Origin of the sequence: Pseudomonas sp. P97.38, from assembly GCF_001269745.1 — a bacterium.
GTDB lineage: Bacteria > Pseudomonadota > Gammaproteobacteria > Pseudomonadales > Pseudomonadaceae > Aquipseudomonas > Aquipseudomonas chlororaphis_E.
Window position 1 is genome coordinate 350,464 of the sequence record NZ_LHVJ01000024.1, and the last position, 16,283, is coordinate 366,746.

The following is a 16,283-nucleotide window of genomic DNA, read 5'->3' on the forward strand; positions in this document are numbered from 1 at the left end:
AGCTTGCAGCTCGCCGCTCACAGCTCGCCGCTGCTCCTATACCGCATCCCGAGGCAGCATCAAGCCCAACGGCAAGCGCACCCGTGCTTCCAACCCACCGCCGGCGCGATTGCGCAGCTCGACGTTGCCGCCATGCATCGAGGCGATACGCTTGACGATGGCCAGGCCCAGGCCCGTGCCCTTGCCACCGCGGGCGCGGTCACCACGGGTGAAGGGGTTGAAAATGGCTTCCAGCTCCGACGGATCGATACCGGCGCCACGGTCCATGACGCTCAGCACCACGTAAGGCGCATTGGTGTCGCCAGAGACATACGCCGCCACTTCGACGCCGGTGCCGGCATGGTTCAGGGCATTGCCGATCAAATTGTTCAGCAGCCGCTTCATCGATACCCGGCGCAGCGGGAACGGCTGGATCGGCTCCAGGCGCAGATGCACCTTCTCATCGGCCTGGTTGTAGGGAGCGGCGACTTCGCGCACCAGTTCGGTCAGGTCCACCTCTTCCACCGACTCGTCCCGACCGTCGCGAATGAACGCCAGGAACTGGTCGAGAATCGCGTCCATGTCCTCGATGTCGCGGACCATTTCATCGGTCAGGTCGGTGTGCTCGCCCATCAGTTCCAGGGACAGCCGCAGCCGGGTCAGTGGCGTGCGCAGGTCATGGGAGACGCCGGCGAGCATCAGTTCGCGCTCGCGCCCGGCCTGCTCGACGTCCTCGGCCATCTGGTTGAACGCCCGGTAGACCTCGGTCATTTCGCTGGGCGTGTCGCTGATGGGCAGTCGTACGCTGCGACCCTGGCCCAGTTGGCGCGCCGCGTAGACCAGGCGCTTCAACGGCTGGTTGAGCTGGCTGACGAAGATCCAGGCCGAGGCCGTCGACAGCAGGCCGATGGCCAGGAACCAGCCAAGAACGTTCCAGATCTTCTGGCCGCGTAGCGGATGCGGGTACAGCGGCACTTTCAGCCAACCATCCCCCAGGCTCGGGGCGCGCACCCACAGCGCCGGAGGCGAGTGCATGCGCAAGCGGACCTCGGTATCGGCGCCCAGCTCGGCCTGCATCTGGCGCTGGTAGATCTCGCTGTAGGGCCAATGTTGTTCGCCCTCCGGCACACCGGCACCGACGACACGGATCAGCGTCGCCGCTTCAGCGATCTTGGTTCGATTGGTTTCGTCCGCCGCCCAATAGGCCCGCAGGGTCAAGGCCACGCCGTGACTGTACTGCCGGTCCACCAGAACGTCTTCGTTCATCAACAGGTACACCAGCGTCAGCGCCTTGGAAAAGAGCACGACGATGAGCACCAGCCAGAGGGTGCGGGAAAAGAAACTCTGGGGGAACCAAACGGGGGTTTTCATGAATAACCGCTACACACTTGCAGGAGCGAGCGATGCTCGCACAATGACGGACCGCGAGTCGCCTGGAAGAATACATTCAACCCGCCAGGCCACCCGCTCCTACAAATCGCCGATCACTTGCTGGCGGCACCATCCGGCACGAAGACATAACCCACACCCCAGACGGTCTGGATGTAACGCGGCTTGGAAGGGTCGGGCTCGATCATCCGGCGCAGACGGGAAATCTGCACGTCGATGGAACGCTCCAGCGCGTCCCATTCACGGCCACGGGCCAGGTTCATCAGCTTGTCGCGGGTCAGCGGTTGGCGGGCATTCATCACCAGCGCCTTGAGCACGGCGAACTCGCCGGTGGTGAGCATGTGGACTTCGTCGCCGCGCTTGAGCTCGCGCGTGGCCAGGGACAGTTCGTAGTCCCCGAAGGTCACGCTCTCGTCTTCGCTGCCCGGCGCGCCTGGTACGGGTGCCGATTGGCGGCGCAGCACGGCCTTGACGCGGGCCATCAGCTCGTCCGGGTTGAACGGCTTGGCCAGGTAGTCGTCGGCACCCAGTTCGAGGCCCTTGATGCGGCTCAGCTCGTCGCCCTTGGCGGTGAGCATGATGATCGGGATCTGGTTGTTGGCGCTGCGCAGGCGGCGGCAGGCGGTCAGGCCATCCTCGCCGGGCAGCATCAGGTCCAGCACCACCAGGTTGAACACCTCGCGGGCCAGCAGGCGGTCCATCTGCTCGGTGTTGGGTACGGTGCGGGCGCGGTAGCCCTTGCTGACGAAAAAGCGCTCCAGCAGGCTGCTCAGCCCGGGATCGTCGTCAACAATCAGAATTTTTTCGCCTTCAGCAGTTTGTGCGGTGCTGCTCATAGGAAGCTCCTTTGATCTCGGCGCGCATTATGGCCTAGCTGCCGTTATACGCACCCGTGTGCATTGTTAGCAGATTTTTCCTCTGCCTACAGAAATTCGGGCAACAAGCCTACAGACCATGACGCCCCCCAAGCCTGGAACGCTGGTTATAATGCGCGGCCCTTTTGTGCCAGGACAGGCCGGATCATGGCCCCGGCGACTCATTTTTTCCCTGGCTCAGGCAGCACTTTTTGAATTTCGCGGGTCAACAGGCAGCCTTTTGACCCAGGCAGCGGCGCGCACCCGCCCGCTCAACCAGTCTCGCCAAGCCCGGCCTCTGTGGTGGCGAGCCTGATTTCACACATTTGTCAGGTGGTTTTATGGACAGCATCAACAGCCGCATCGCCGAGGAACTCGGCGTCCGCCCGCAACAGGTCGAAGCGGCCGTCGCGCTACTCGATGAGGGCTCCACGGTGCCTTTCATCGCCCGTTACCGAAAAGAAGTCACCGGCAGCCTCGATGACACCCAGTTGCGTCATCTGGAAGAGCGCCTGCGCTACCTGCGCGAACTCGACGAGCGGCGCGTCAGCATCCTGGCCAGCATCCAGGAACAAGGCAAGCTGACCCCGCAACTCGAACGCGATATCAAGCTGGCCGACACCAAGACCCGCCTCGAAGACTTGTACCTGCCCTACAAGCAGAAGCGCCGCACCAAGGGCCAGATCGCCCTGGAAGCCGGCCTCGGCGAGCTGGCCGACGGCCTGTTCAACGACCCGACCCTGGCGCCGGAAACCGAAGCCGCGCGCTTCATCAACGCCGAAAAAGGCGTGGCTGACGTCAAGGCCGCACTGGAAGGCGCTAAGTACATCCTCATGGAGCGCTTCGCCGAAGACGCCAACCTGCTGGAAAAACTGCGCAACTTCCTCAAGCAGGAAGCCATCCTCAGCGCCCGCGTGATCGCCGGCAAGGAAGAGGAAGGCGCGAAGTTCCGCGATTACTTCGAACACGACGAGCCTCTCAAGAGCGTGCCTTCGCACCGTGCCCTGGCGATTTTCCGAGGCCGCAACGAAGGTATCCTCAGCTGCGCGCTGAAGGTCGGCGATGAGTTGCCCGGCACCATGCACCCGTGCGAAGGCATGATCGGCCAGCAGTTCGGCATCCAGAACCAGAACCGCACCGCCGACAAATGGCTGGCCGAAGTGGTGCGCTGGACCTGGAAGGTCAAGCTCTACACCCACCTGGAAACCGACCTGCTGGGTGAACTGCGCGACAACGCCGAAACCGAGGCGATCAACGTATTCGCCCACAACCTGCACGACCTGCTGCTGGCCGCCCCGGCCGGCCCGCGCGCCACCCTCGGCCTGGACCCGGGCCTGCGCACCGGCTGCAAGGTGGCCGTGGTGGACTCCACCGGCAAGCTGCTGGACCACACCACCGTCTACCCACACGTACCACACAACAAATGGGACCAGACCCTGGCCGTGCTGGCCGCGCTGTGTGCCAAGCATTCGGTGGACCTGATCGCCATCGGCAACGGCACCGCCAGCCGCGAGACCGATAAGCTGGCCGCCGAACTGATCAAGAAATACCCGGCGATGAAAATGACCAAGGTCATGGTCTCCGAGGCCGGCGCATCGGTTTACTCGGCATCGGAGCTGGCCTCCAGGGAATTCCCCGACCTGGACGTGTCGATCCGTGGCGCGGTGTCCATTGCCCGGCGCCTGCAGGATCCGCTGGCGGAACTGGTGAAGATCGATCCGAAATCCATCGGTGTCGGCCAGTACCAGCACGACGTTTCCCAGCTGAAACTGGCCCGCGGCCTGGACGCCGTGGTGGAAGACTGCGTGAACGCCGTGGGCGTGGACGTGAACACCGCGTCGGTGGCGCTGTTGGCACGTATCTCGGGGCTCAACGCGACCCTGGCGCAGAACATCGTCACTCACCGTGATGAGCACGGCGCCTTCAAGACCCGCGCGGCCTTGAAGAAAGTCCCACGCCTGGGTGAAAAAACCTTCGAACAGGCCGCCGGCTTCCTGCGCGTCATGAACGGTGACAACCCGCTGGACTCTTCCGCGGTTCACCCCGAGGCCTATCCGCTGGTGCAGCGGATCGCCGCGCAGACCGACCGCGACATCCGCTCGCTGATCGGCGACGCCGCGTTCCTCAAGCGCCTGGACCCAAAGAAGTTCACCGACGAGACCTTCGGCCTGCCCACCGTGACCGACATCCTCCAGGAACTGGAGAAACCCGGCCGCGACCCACGCCCTGAATTCAAGACCGCCGAGTTCCAGGAAGGCGTCGAAGACCTCAAGGACCTGCAACCGGGCATGATCCTCGAAGGCGTGGTGACCAACGTCACCAACTTCGGCGCCTTCGTCGACATCGGCGTGCACCAGGACGGCCTGGTGCACATCTCGGCCCTGTCGGAGAAGTTCATCAAGGACCCGCGCGAGGCCGTGAAAGCCGGTGACGTGGTAAAAGTGAAAGTCATGGAAGTCGACATCCCGCGCAAACGCGTCGGCCTGTCGATGCGCATGAGCGACACCCCGGGCGAGAAAATCGATGGGGCCCGTGGCGCGCGTCCGGGCTCGGCGCCGCGCCCGTCGCAGAACACCGCGCCGCGCAAGGAAACCGCCACGGCCGCCCCGGCGAACAACGCCATGGCCTCGCTGTTCGCCAACGCCAAGCAGTTGAAGAAACGCTGATGGACGTGCCGGCCGGGTTGGTGGAAAGCGCGTTTTTCAAACTGCTCGGCTGCCGTCTGCACAGCCTCGGGGACGGCGTGTCGCAGGTCGCCCTGAACCTTGAGCCGCCGTTACGCAATCGCGGCGGCAAACTGCACGGCGGCGCGCTGTTCAGCCTGGTGGACATCGCCATGGGCCTGGCCTGTTCCAGTGTCCACGGCTTTGACCAGCAGAGCGCGACCATCGAGTGCAAGATCAACTACATTCGCGCCGTCTCCGACGGCGAAGTGATGTGCACCGCCCGGGTCATCCATCCAGGGCGACGCACCCTGGTGGTCGAAGCCGAGGTCACCCAGGGCGACAAGTTGGTCGCAAAAGCGCAAGGCACCTTCGCTGTGCTATAGCTCCCTGTCATCGATTTGGGTTAATTTCGGCGCTGCAAATGCGGCGACGAAATCCCCTTGTGGGAGCGAGCTTGCTCGCGATAGCGACGGATCAGTCACCTGAGTGTTGACTGACACTGCCCTATCGCGAGCAAGCTCGCTCCCACAGGACATTGCGGTGATCAGTCCATGACAGCACAAAAACCAGGCGAAAACGCCAGTTTTAACTTCACCCTTGTAGACCGTCTTGCCCACCCCCATATTGGGGCGACTGACGCGTGAAGGAATTCAACTTGAGCGACCTTTTAAACCGCCGCCTGGCCCTGCTCGGCGAGCGCGCCAACCTCTCCCTGCTCGAACAGTGCCTGCATGGCATCGAGCGTGAATGCCTGCGCGTCACGGAGAACGGGCACCTGGCCCAGACCCCGCATCCCGAGGCGTTGGGGTCGGCGCTGACCAACGAACAGATCACCACCGACTATTCCGAGTCGCTGCTGGAGTTCATCACCCCGGCATTGGCCAACCCGGCCGACACCCTGGCCAGCCTCGACAAGATCCACCGATTCGCCTACAGCAAGCTCGGCGGCGAGTACCTGTGGAGCCCCTCGATGCCGTGCCCGTTGCCGGCGGAAGAGGACATCCCGATCGCCTACTACGGCACCTCGAATATCGGCCGGCTCAAGTACGTCTACCGCAAGGGCCTGGCCCTGCGCTACGGCAAGACCATGCAATGCATTGCCGGGATCCACTACAACTTCTCCCTGCCGGAAAAACTCTGGCCGCTGCTGCGGCAGACCGAATCCGCCGACGTGAGCGACCGTGACTTCCAGTCCTCGGCCTACATCGCGCTGATCCGTAATTTCCGCCGCTACAGTTGGTTGCTGATGTACCTGTTCGGCGCCTCGCCAGCCCTGGACGCAGGCTTCCTGCGCGGCCGCCCGCACCAGTTGGAACAACTGGACCCGAACACCCTGTACCTGCCCTACGCCACCAGCCTGCGCATGAGTGATTTGGGTTACCAGAGCAACGCCCAGGCTGGCCTCACGCCGTGCTACAACGACCTGACAAGCTATACCGACAGCCTGCGCAAAGCGGTGGCGACCCCCTACGCGCCCTACGTCGAAGTCGGCACTCACCAGAACGGCGAATGGGTGCAACTCAACACCAACATCCTGCAGATCGAAAACGAGTACTACTCCAACATCCGCCCCAAACGCGTGACCTACACCGGCGAGCGCCCGATCCAGGCATTGATGGCCCGGGGCATCCAGTACATCGAAGTGCGCTGCCTGGACATCAACCCCTTCCTGCCGATGGGCATCGACCTCACCGAAGCGCGGTTCCTCGATGCATTCCTGCTGTATTGCGGCCTCAATGACAGCCCGCAACTGGAAAACAACGAATGCGGCAACGCCACGAGCAACTTCCTGACCGTGGTCAAGCAAGGCCGCAAGCCAGGCCTGCAGTTGCAGCGCCGGGGCCAATCGGTGGACATGCAGGCCTGGGCCATGGAGCTGTTGGACAATATCGCTCCACTGGCCGCGCTGCTCGATCAGAGCCAGGGAGGCGAGGCGCATCGCCAGGCACTGGACGCGCAACGGGCGAAAGTCCGTGATCCGTCCCTGACCCCTTCTGCCCGGGTGCTGGCCGCCATGGCCGAACATCAGGAAAGCTTCGCCGAGTTCTCCTTGCGCCAAAGCAAGGCTCACGCTCAATACTTCCGTGCCGAGCCCTTGCCTGCCCAGGAACAGGCCGCCTTCGAAACCGCCGCGCGCGAGTCCCTGGTCCAGCAAGCCGATCTGGAGCAGAACGAAGTGGGGGATTTCGACGTGTTCGTCGGTTCGTACCAGGCGAGCATTCTGGCGATCAGTAACTGATCGCTGTCGTGTCGATCCGTTACGGAACGGCTTTTGTGGCGAGGGAGCTTGCTCCCGCTCGGCTGCGCAGCAGCCGCAAAATCCTGGGCCTGCTTCGCAGTCCAGCGGGAGCAAGCTCCCTCGCCACAACAAGCTCCTCGCCACAAAAGGTGTGCTTGCCATTCGCTAAGTTTTTCGCTGATAAGCTCATTCTAAAAAGTTATTTATTTTTGAATTCTTAGATCATTTAGTCTCCTCCCACGCCACACATCCGGCGGCCTGTTGAGGAGCTTTCCCATGACTTTGCGTGTTTCCCTTCGCCTTCTCGCGGCCGCCACGCTGGCCGCGACCAGCCTGTTTGCCCAGGCGGCCGACCTGACCGTCGCCTACCAGACCACCGTCGATCCGGCCAAGGTGGCCCAGGCCGACGGCGCTTATGAAAAAGCCACCCAGGCCAGTATCGCCTGGCGCAAATTCGACAACGGCGCCGATGTGATCACCGCCATCGCCTCGGGCGACGTGCAGATCGGTTACCTCGGCTCCAGCCCGCTGACCGCCGCCATCACCCGCAAGGTACCCGTGGAGACGTTCCTCATCGCCACGCAGATCGGTGCCGCCGAGGCGCTGGTGGCCCGCGACGGTTCCGGCATCAAGACCCCACAAGACCTGATCGGCAAGAAAATCGCCGTGCCGTTCGTTTCCACCGGCCATTACAGCCTGTTGGCCGCGTTGAAGCACTGGAACATCGACCCGTCGAAAGTCACCGTACTCAACCTGGCGCCGCCGGCCATTATCGCCGCCTGGAAACGCGGCGACATCGACGCCACCTACGTCTGGGACCCAGCCCTGGGCGTGGCCAAGGAAAACGGCAAGGTGCTGATCACCTCCGCGGAACTCGCCCAGTTCGGCGCGCCGACCTTCGACGCCTGGATCGTGCGCAAGGATTTCGCCCAGAAGCACCCTGAAATCGTCACGGCCTTCGCCAAGGTCACCCTGGATGCCTACACCCTGTACCGCAAGGATCCACAAGCCTGGATCGCCGACGCCTCCAACATCGACAAGCTGGTGAAACTGTCCGGCGCCAAGGCCAGCGATATCCCGCTGTTGCTGCAAGGCAACGTCTTTCCCCTGGCCGCCGACCAGGTCGTGAGCCTTGGCGCACCGACCACCCGGGCCATCACCGACACCGCCGCGTTCCTCAAGGAACAAGGCAAGGTCGACGCCGTGCTGCCGGACTACGCGCCATACGTCAGCGCCCAGTACATCACTCGCTGAGCCACGGGAGACACTGCGATGGCCTTGCTACAGCTGGAGCGCATCAGCGCACAGTACCCCGGCGCGCCGGCGCCCGTGCTGGCGGATATTTCACTGACCCTGGGGCCACGGCAATTGCTGGTTGCCCTCGGTCCGTCCGGCAGCGGCAAGACCTCGCTGCTTAACCTGATCGCCGGGTTCGTCGAGCCCAGTGCCGGGCAGATCACCCTGGACGGCGTGCCGGTCCTGGGGCCGGGGGCCGAGCGCGGCGTGGTGTTCCAAGACGACGCGCTGCTGCCCTGGCAGGATGTGCTGGCGAACGTCGGCTTCGGCCTGGAACTGGCGGGCGTCCCCAAGGACAAGCGCGAAGCCCGTGCCCGGGAAATGCTGGCCCTGGTAGACCTGGCCGGTTTCGAGAAACGCCGCGTCTGGCAGCTCTCCGGCGGCCAGAAGCAGCGCGTCGGCCTGGCCCGGGCACTGGCGGCCGATCCACGGGTACTGCTGATGGACGAACCCTTCGGTGCGCTGGACGCCTTCACCCGCGAACAGATGCAGGAACTGCTGCTGCAAGTCTGGCAACGCACCGCCAAGCCCGTGTTCCTGATCACCCACGACATCGAGGAAGCGGTGTTCCTCGCCACCGACCTGATGCTGCTGGCGCCCGACCCCGGCCAGGTCGTCGAACGCCTCAGCCTGGACTTCGGCCGGCGCTACGGGGCCGGGGAGTCGGCACGGTCGATCAAGTCCGACCCGCGTTTTATCGAAACCCGCGAGCATGTGCTTGCCAGGGTGTTCTCTCAGCGCAGCGCCACTCGAACACAGGAGCGCCCATGAGCAGTTATGAAGTGCCAGCGGTGATCCGTACGCCTGCTGCCGGGCGCCCGGCGATCGGCCCGAAACTCAACCTGGGTACCCGATGGATCAGCGGCTTGACCCTGATTGTTTTGCTCGCCGCCTGGTGGGGCATCACTGCCAGCGGCCTGATCGAGCCGTTGTTCCTGCCCTCGCCGTCCGCAGTGCTGCAAAAAGGCTGGCTGCTGGCAACCAGTGGCTACATGGACGCGACCCTTTGGCAGCACCTGGGCGCCAGCCTCGGACGAATCGGCCTGGGTCTGCTGTTCGCGGTGTTGACGGCCGTGCCGGTGGGCATTGCCATCGGTGCCAACCGTGTTGCCCGTGGCGTGCTTGACCCGTTGATCGAGTTCTACCGGCCGATCCCGCCGCTGGCCTATCTGCCGCTGATCGTGATCTGGTGTGGCATCGGCGAGTTGTCGAAAGTGCTGCTGATCTACCTGGCCATCTTCGCCCCGATTGCCATCGCCACGGCCACCGGCGTGCGCACCGTCGACCCGGCCAAACTGCGGGCCGCACAGTCGCTGGGGGCCACGCGGGCCCAGTTGATTCGCCATGTCATCTTGCCCAGCGCCCTGCCGGACATCCTCACCGGCATTCGCATCGGCCTGGGCGTGGGCTGGTCGACGCTGGTGGCTGCCGAACTGATTGCCGCCACCAGCGGCCTGGGGTTCATGGTGCAGTCGGCGGCCCAGTTCCTGGTGACCGACGTCGTGGTGCTGGGGATCCTGGTCATCGCCCTGATCGCCTTCGCCATGGAGCTGAGCCTGCGCGCCCTGCAACGCAAACTGGTGCCATGGCACGGCCAGGCCCGCTGAAACCGACCACGCCGCCCCTTCGGCGCCCGAATTCGAGAATCTACCGATGAGCCGTCCGACCATTACTCCCTTGAGCATCGCCCTCGGCGCGCAGATTGACGGGATCGATATCAGCCAGCCATTGACCCCGGAACACCGCGAGCTCATCGAGCAGGCCCTGCTGGAACATCAGGTGCTGTTTTTCCGCGACCAGCCGATCGAGCCGCAACAACAGGCGCGTTTCGCCGCGTATTTTGGCGACCTGCATATTCATCCGATTTACCCCAACGTGCCGGAGCAACCCGAGGTGCTGGTGCTCGACACGGCCGTCACCGACGTTCGCGACAACGCCGTGTGGCACACTGATGTGACCTTCCTGCCAACGCCGGCCCTGGGCGCGGTGCTCAGCGCCAAGTCCTTGCCGACGTTCGGTGGCGACACCTTGTGGGCCAGCGGCATCGCGGCTTACGAGGCCTTGTCGACACCCATCAAACGCCTGCTGGAAGGCCTGACCGCGACCCACGATTTCACCCGTTCCTTCCCCTTGGAGCGCTTTGGCAACACCGCCGAAGACCTGGCGCGCTGGGAACAGGCGCGCCGGAAAAACCCGCCGCTGTCTCATCCGGTGATCCGCACCCATCCGGTGAGCGGGCGGCGCTCGCTGTTCGTCAATGAAGGTTTCACCACCCGTATCAACGAGCTGTCGGAAACCGAAAGCGAGGTGATCCTGAAATTGCTGTTCGCCCACGCGACCCGCCCCGAGTTCACCGTGCGCTGGCGCTGGCAGACCAATGACGTGGCGTTCTGGGACAACCGCGTGACCCAGCATTTCGCCGTAGACGACTACCGCCCTGCGCGGCGGGTGATGCACCGGGCGACGGTGCTGGGGGACGTGCCGTTCTTCAAATGAGGTCACCCGTGGCGAGGGCGCCAGCGCCCTCGCCACGGGTATCGTGTAACCGCTAGGCGTTACTCCGCCGTCGACGGTTTCTCCCAGAGGTTGATCCCGCCCTCCAGGGCAAACTGGTCGATTCGTGCCAGTTCCTCGGCACTGAACGCCAGGTTCTTCAACGCTCCGACGTTCTCGACGATCTGCTCGGGGCGGCTGGCGCCGATCAGGGCGGAGGTGACCCGCGGATCACGCAGGGTCCAGGCCAAGGCCATCTGGGCCAGGCTCTGACCCCGCTGCTGGGCGATCTCATTGAGGGCGCGCACGTGGGCGATGTTCTGCGGCGACAAGTGCGAAGCCTGCAACGAACCGCCGCCGGGCCGGTTGACCCGCGCATCGGCCGGAATGCCCTTGAGGTACTTGTCGGTCAACAGGCCCTGGGCCAGCGGCGTAAACGCGATCACGCCCGTCCCCAGCGCCTCGGTGGCGTCCAGCAGATCTTTTTCCACCCAGCGGTTAAGCAGGTTGTAGGCCGGTTGGTGGATCAGCAACGGCACCTTCCACTCCTTGAGCAACGCGGCCATTTCCCGAGTCTTCACCCCGGAATACGAAGAAATGCCGACGTACAACGCCTTGCCCTGCGCCACCGCGGTGGCCAATGCGCTGGCGGTCTCTTCCAGGGGCGTATCGGCGTCGAAACGGTGGGAATAGAAGATGTCGACGTAGTCCAGCCCCAGGCGTTGCAGGCTCTGGTCCAGGCTGGCCAGCACATATTTGCGCGACCCGCCGCCCTGGCCGTACGGGCCGGGCCACATGTCCCAGCCGGCCTTGCTGGAGATGATCAACTCGTCGCGATAGTGCTTGAAGTCTTCACGCAACAACCGGCCAAAGTTGATCTCGGCACTGCCGTAGGGAGGGCCATAGTTGTTCGCCAGGTCGAAGTGGTTGATGCCCAGGTCGAACGCCGTGCGCAACAGCGAGCGCTGGGTGTCGATCGGCGTACTGTCGCCAAAGTTGTGCCACAACCCCAGCGACAGCGCCGGCAGCACCAACCCGCTGCGACCGACGCGGCGGTAGGGAATGGACTCGTAGCGGTTTTCGGCAGCGGTGTAGGTCATGGAAAGCTCTCTTGTGCGAACGGCGGGTGCGGATGGCGAAGCTGACACTTCACAGACGCGCCGTTCAGGTGGAAAGTTCGCGCACATCTTACCCGCCCATTCATCCATCCGTTCTTTCAACGCGCGCCCTCGAACACCTGCGCCAACCAATCCACAAACACCCGGACCCGTGGCGACAGGTGGCGGTTGTGCGGGTAGAGCACCGAGACCGGCATGGGCGGTGGTGGGGTGGCGGGGAGGACTTCCTGGATCAGGCCTTGCTGGATCTGCGTCTGCATCCGGTACTGCGGGCATTGGATCAGGCCAAGGCCGGCGATGGCCGAGGCGGCGTAGATTTCGGCGCCAAATACCGAGAGCGCGCCTTCGATGGCGACTTCCTCGAGCTCGCCATCGACCATGAACTCAAAGGGGTACAGCTTGGCCGTGGTCCGCGAGACGTAGTTCACCGCCCGGTGGTGACGCAGGTCGGCGAGGGTCTTCGGTTCGCCGTACTGGCGCAGGTAGGCGGGGCTGGCACAGGTGATCTGCCGCAGGTTGGCGACGCGTCGGCCGATCAACGAAGAGTCCCCCAGCGTGCCGGCGCGCACCACGCAATCGACGCCCTCGGCGATCAGGTCGACGTAGCGGTCGGCCTCGCTGATGGACAGTTCGATGTCCGGGTAGCGCGCCATGAACTGCGGTAATGCCGGGATCACGAAGTGCCGGGCCAGGGTGCCGTGCATGTCGACGCGCAGGCGTCCCTTGGGCGCTACGCTGCGAAACGCCAGCTCGGCCTCTTCGAGTTCCGCCAGCAAGTGCACGCAACGCGGGTAGTAGGCTTCGCCATCGAGGGTCGGCCGCACCTTGCGGGTGCTGCGCTCCAGCAAACGCACGCCGAGCCAGGCTTCGAATTGATTGAGGGTGTGGGTCAACGTTGCACGCGGCAGGTTCAAGTCTTCGGCCGCCAGGGTGAAGCTGCTGCGTTCGTAGATGCGCACGAACACTTTCATTGCCTTGACCTGGTCCATTCCACACGCCCTGATTGTTGGTGATTATTGAATAGCCAAGGCAACTCTCGAATATTTATCGCCCGGAGTAAACATGTGAGTCTGGCGTCACCCTAACGCACCTCCACTTCAAAGGACCTCACCATGACGACCCAAACCTCCAAAGTTGCCATTGTCACCGGTGCCTCGCGTGGCATCGGCGCCGAAATCGCCAAGCAGTTGGCTCGCGAAGGCTTTGCCGTGGCGATCAATTTCGCCAGCAGCGCCACCGAAGCCTCGAAGCTGGTGGTGCAATTGCGCCAGGCCGGTCACCGAGCCATAGCGATCAAGGCCGACGTGTCTTCGGCCAGCGATGTGCATCGGATGTTCGATGAGGCCGAAGCGCAGTTGGGCAAGGTCGATGTGTTGATCAACAACGCCGGCATTCTCAAGGTCCTGCCCCTGGCGGAGCACAGCGACGAGCTGTTCGAGCAGACCTTCGCCATCAACACCCGTGGCACCTTCAACACCCTGCGTGAAGCCGCGACGCGCCTGAACGACGGTGGGCGGATCGTGAACTTCTCCAGCAGCACCGTGGGCCTGAACCTGCCCGGCTACTCGGTGTACATCGCCAGCAAGGCTGCTGTGGAATCCTTGACCCAGGTGTTTGCCAAGGAACTGCGCGGTCGGCAGATCACAGTCAATGCCGTGGCCCCCGGCCCGGTCGCGACCGAGCTGTTCCTGCACGGCAAGAGCGAAGAACAGATCCAGAACTTCGCCAAGATGCCGCCCCTGGAACGCCTCGGCCAGCCGGAGGACATCGCCCACATCATCGCCTTTCTGGTGAGCCCGGCTGCCGCTTGGGTGAATGGGCAGATCCTGCGGGCCAACGGCGGGCTGGTCTGAACCACCGCCTTCGTGGGCAGGCCCGATTACCCGCTGGATTGGGGGCTACCGCGAGAGTCAGGTTGGCTGTCAGGCCGCCTTCGCGGGCAAGCCCGCTCCCACAAGGGATCACGCTACAGCCGCAAGCGCCAAGCCGGCTGTCAGGCCGCCTTCGCGGGCAAGCCCGCTCCCACAAGAAACGGCAATCCCCCGATACACCACCACGAGACGATCAACGCACCAAATGCAAGAACTGCATATGCCGCTCGTACTGGTCGAGGATGTCGTTGATCACCTGCTCCTTGGTGTAGCCCACCAGATCGTAATCCTGACTGCCTTCACTCAAATGCACCTCGGCGCGGTAGTAGCGACGGTTGTTGAGCTCCTTGGACCCCATGCCACCGCGGGCGAAAGACGGCGTGAAATAGCCACGCATCTGCACCTGGTAGATGAACGGATGCTGCTCGCCATGGCCGATTTCCAAGCTGACACTGTCGTTGGCCGGGTCTGGCTGTGTCACGACCGCCAGGCCTTTTTCGGCGAACACCGCCTTCACTTCCTCGACGGCCGGGCGCACCGTGCTGTCGAGGAAGCGGTACACCTCGTCCCGGGACGGGAAGTGCACCGCCTGGCTCAAGCGCTGGCGCCAACCGCCCTTGCCCCGGCGTGCACCCGACACCGGCGCCAGAGAATACAACTGCGCGATCTGCTTCTGGGACTCCAGGTAGAACGCCTTATGCAGCCCCCACATCATCAACAGCAGGATCATCGAGAACGGCAAGGATGTCAGCACCACCGCCGACTTCAGGGCATCGATGCTGCCGGAAAACAGCAACGCACTGGTCACCAGCGCCGTCATCGTGCCCCAGAACACCCGCAGCCATTTCGGCCCGTCTTCGTCGGGGCTGCCGCCCTTGGCCGACAAGGTCGACAGCACCACGGTGCCGGAGTCGGCGGACGTGACGAAGAACACAAAGCTGATGAACACGGTGACGGCGATCACCGTCTTGCTCCAGGGGTAGGTTTGCAGCAGCAGGTAGAGGCTCATCGACGGGTTTTCCAGGGCGGACATGCCCAGGGCGCTCATGCCGTGGTTCAACACCTGGTCAATGGCGCTGTTGCCGAAAATCGACATCCACGCCAGGGTGAAGCCCAAGGGAATCAGCAGCACGCCAAACACGAATTCGCGAATGGTGCGGCCGCGGGAAATCCGCGCGATGAACAACCCCACGAACGGCGACCAGGCGATCCACCAGGCCCAGTAGAACACCGTCCAACCGCCCAGCCAGTCGCTGGGTTTGTTGTAGGCGTAGAGGTCGAAACTCTTCATCGGCAAGGCGCCGAGGTAGTCCCCCAGGTTCTGGATGAGGGTATTGAGCAGGTGCTGGGTCGGGCCGGCGAACAGGACGAACAGCAGCAATGCACAGGCCAGCAGCATGTTGATGTCGGACATGACCCGCACGCCCTTGTCGACGCCGGCCACCGCCACCAGGATCGCCGCCCCCATCATCAACACGATCAGACCGACCTGGATCCACTGGGTGTGGGCAATGCCGAACAGGTAATCCAGACCGGAGTTGAGGTGCAGTACACCGAAGCCCATGTCCGCGCCGAGGCCGAACACTGTGGCGATGATGCCAAAGCCGTCCACGGCGTAGCCGATGGGGCCGTTGATGCGTTTGCCGATCAGCGGGTACAGCGCTGAGCGCAGGGCCAGCGGCAAGTTGTGTCGGTAGGCGAAATACGCCAGGGCCATACCGACGAAGGCGAAAACGCCCCAGCCGTGCAGGCCCCAGTGCAGGAACAGGATCTGCATGGCCTGGCGCGCCGCATCCGCGGTGCCCGCTTCCCCTTGTGGCGGCTGTACCAGATGGGTCAGCGGCTCGGAGACGCAAAAGAAAAACAGTGTGATGCTGATCCCGGCGGCGAACAGCATGCCGGCCCAGGACAGGTAGCTGAACTCCGGCTCGTCGTGATCGGCACCGAGCTTGATCTTGCCGTAGCCGGACAAGGCCGTCACCACCACGAAGATCAGGTACAGGGTCATCGCCAGCATGTAGTACCAGCCGACCGTATTGGCCGCCCAGTTTTGCGCCGCCAGCAACCAGGCGCCGGCCTGCTCCGGCAGGGTAATCACCACCAGGCCGAACAGCAGGATGACGGTCGCGGCGAAGTAAAAGACCGGCGGGTTCACGCGGACCAGGCCGCTGGAAGGAAGGGACGAGGCGCTCATGGGCGCGGCGTCCCGAAGGGTGAAAAGACGAAGGTCAAAAACGGACTCGGCAAAGGCAAGCCTCCTGTTGTGAGCGGGCAGCAAACCGACGGTTTAACTTGAATGAACGTTCAAGTTAAACATGAATAGGGTGCTAAGGACTAATCGCAGGGCCCGACGGCACGTTTCCTACACTAGCCTACGG

The 16,283-nt window shown here is 63.6% G+C and carries 13 protein-coding genes; 8 read left to right on the forward strand and 5 right to left on the reverse strand.

What is annotated here, in order from left to right; translation table 11 throughout:
* Positions 1-36: 36 nt before the first annotated feature.
* Both AD664_RS19525 and ompR read right to left on the reverse strand, forming a co-directional pair.
* Positions 37-1,350, reverse strand: a complete 1,314-nt coding sequence (locus AD664_RS19525) for an ATP-binding protein (protein WP_042729420.1) — start codon at positions 1,348-1,350, stop codon at positions 37-39.
* Positions 1,351-1,463: 113 nt separating this feature from the next.
* Positions 1,464-2,204 (reverse strand): two-component system response regulator OmpR, encoded by a 741-nt coding sequence (gene ompR, locus AD664_RS19530; protein WP_042729419.1) that lies wholly within the window; start codon positions 2,202-2,204, stop codon positions 1,464-1,466.
* A gap of 359 nt (positions 2,205-2,563) precedes the next feature.
* Between ompR and AD664_RS19535 the strand changes: the two genes are divergently transcribed.
* The 7 genes from AD664_RS19535 (at position 2,564) to tauD (ending at position 10,919) form a co-directional block, all read left to right on the forward strand.
* On the forward strand, positions 2,564-4,888 hold the full coding sequence (locus AD664_RS19535) for a Tex family protein (protein ID WP_053148790.1): 2,325 nt from the start codon (positions 2,564-2,566) through the stop codon (positions 4,886-4,888).
* On the forward strand, positions 4,888-5,271 hold the full coding sequence (locus tag AD664_RS19540) for a PaaI family thioesterase (RefSeq protein WP_053148793.1): 384 nt from the start codon (positions 4,888-4,890) through the stop codon (positions 5,269-5,271). The genes AD664_RS19535 and AD664_RS19540 overlap by 1 nt, the downstream gene beginning before the upstream one ends.
* 272 nt (positions 5,272-5,543) lie before the next feature.
* Positions 5,544-7,127 carry a glutamate--cysteine ligase gene (gene gshA / locus AD664_RS19545; protein WP_053148796.1) on the forward strand — a complete coding sequence of 528 codons (1,584 nt, stop codon included), beginning with the start codon at positions 5,544-5,546 and terminating at the stop codon, positions 7,125-7,127.
* A gap of 276 nt (positions 7,128-7,403) precedes the next feature.
* The gene (tauA, locus tag AD664_RS19550; protein WP_053148799.1) at positions 7,404-8,381 is read left to right on the forward strand and encodes a taurine ABC transporter substrate-binding protein; all 978 of its coding nucleotides are present in this window, start codon (positions 7,404-7,406) and stop codon (positions 8,379-8,381) included.
* A gap of 18 nt (positions 8,382-8,399) precedes the next feature.
* A complete protein-coding gene (tauB, locus tag AD664_RS19555) occupies positions 8,400-9,194 on the forward strand; it encodes a taurine ABC transporter ATP-binding subunit (RefSeq protein ID WP_053148800.1) in 795 nt (264 codons plus the stop codon).
* Positions 9,191-10,030 carry a taurine ABC transporter permease TauC gene (gene tauC, locus AD664_RS19560; protein WP_053148804.1) on the forward strand — a complete coding sequence of 280 codons (840 nt, stop codon included), beginning with the start codon at positions 9,191-9,193 and terminating at the stop codon, positions 10,028-10,030. The genes tauB and tauC overlap by 4 nt, the downstream gene beginning before the upstream one ends.
* A gap of 46 nt (positions 10,031-10,076) precedes the next feature.
* Positions 10,077-10,919, forward strand: a complete 843-nt coding sequence (gene tauD / locus AD664_RS19565) for a taurine dioxygenase (RefSeq protein ID WP_053148808.1) — start codon at positions 10,077-10,079, stop codon at positions 10,917-10,919.
* A gap of 59 nt (positions 10,920-10,978) precedes the next feature.
* On the opposite strand, the gene mgrA is transcribed toward tauD, so the two are convergent.
* Positions 10,979-12,016, reverse strand: coding sequence for an L-glyceraldehyde 3-phosphate reductase (mgrA, locus tag AD664_RS19570; protein WP_053148809.1), 1,038 nt, complete (start codon positions 12,014-12,016; stop codon positions 10,979-10,981).
* Between the two features lie 116 nt (positions 12,017-12,132).
* On the reverse strand, positions 12,133-13,023 hold the full coding sequence (locus tag AD664_RS19575) for a LysR family transcriptional regulator (RefSeq protein ID WP_053148812.1): 891 nt from the start codon (positions 13,021-13,023) through the stop codon (positions 12,133-12,135).
* A gap of 123 nt (positions 13,024-13,146) precedes the next feature.
* Here AD664_RS19575 and AD664_RS19580 point away from each other — a divergent pair, with 123 nt between their 5' ends.
* A complete protein-coding gene (locus AD664_RS19580; protein ID WP_053148815.1) occupies positions 13,147-13,887 on the forward strand; it encodes an SDR family oxidoreductase in 741 nt (246 codons plus the stop codon).
* Positions 13,888-14,098: 211 nt separating this feature from the next.
* On the opposite strand, the gene betT is transcribed toward AD664_RS19580, so the two are convergent.
* Positions 14,099-16,060, reverse strand: a complete 1,962-nt coding sequence (betT, locus tag AD664_RS19585; RefSeq protein ID WP_172679748.1) for a choline transporter BetT — start codon at positions 16,058-16,060, stop codon at positions 14,099-14,101.
* Positions 16,061-16,283 lie beyond the last annotated feature (223 nt).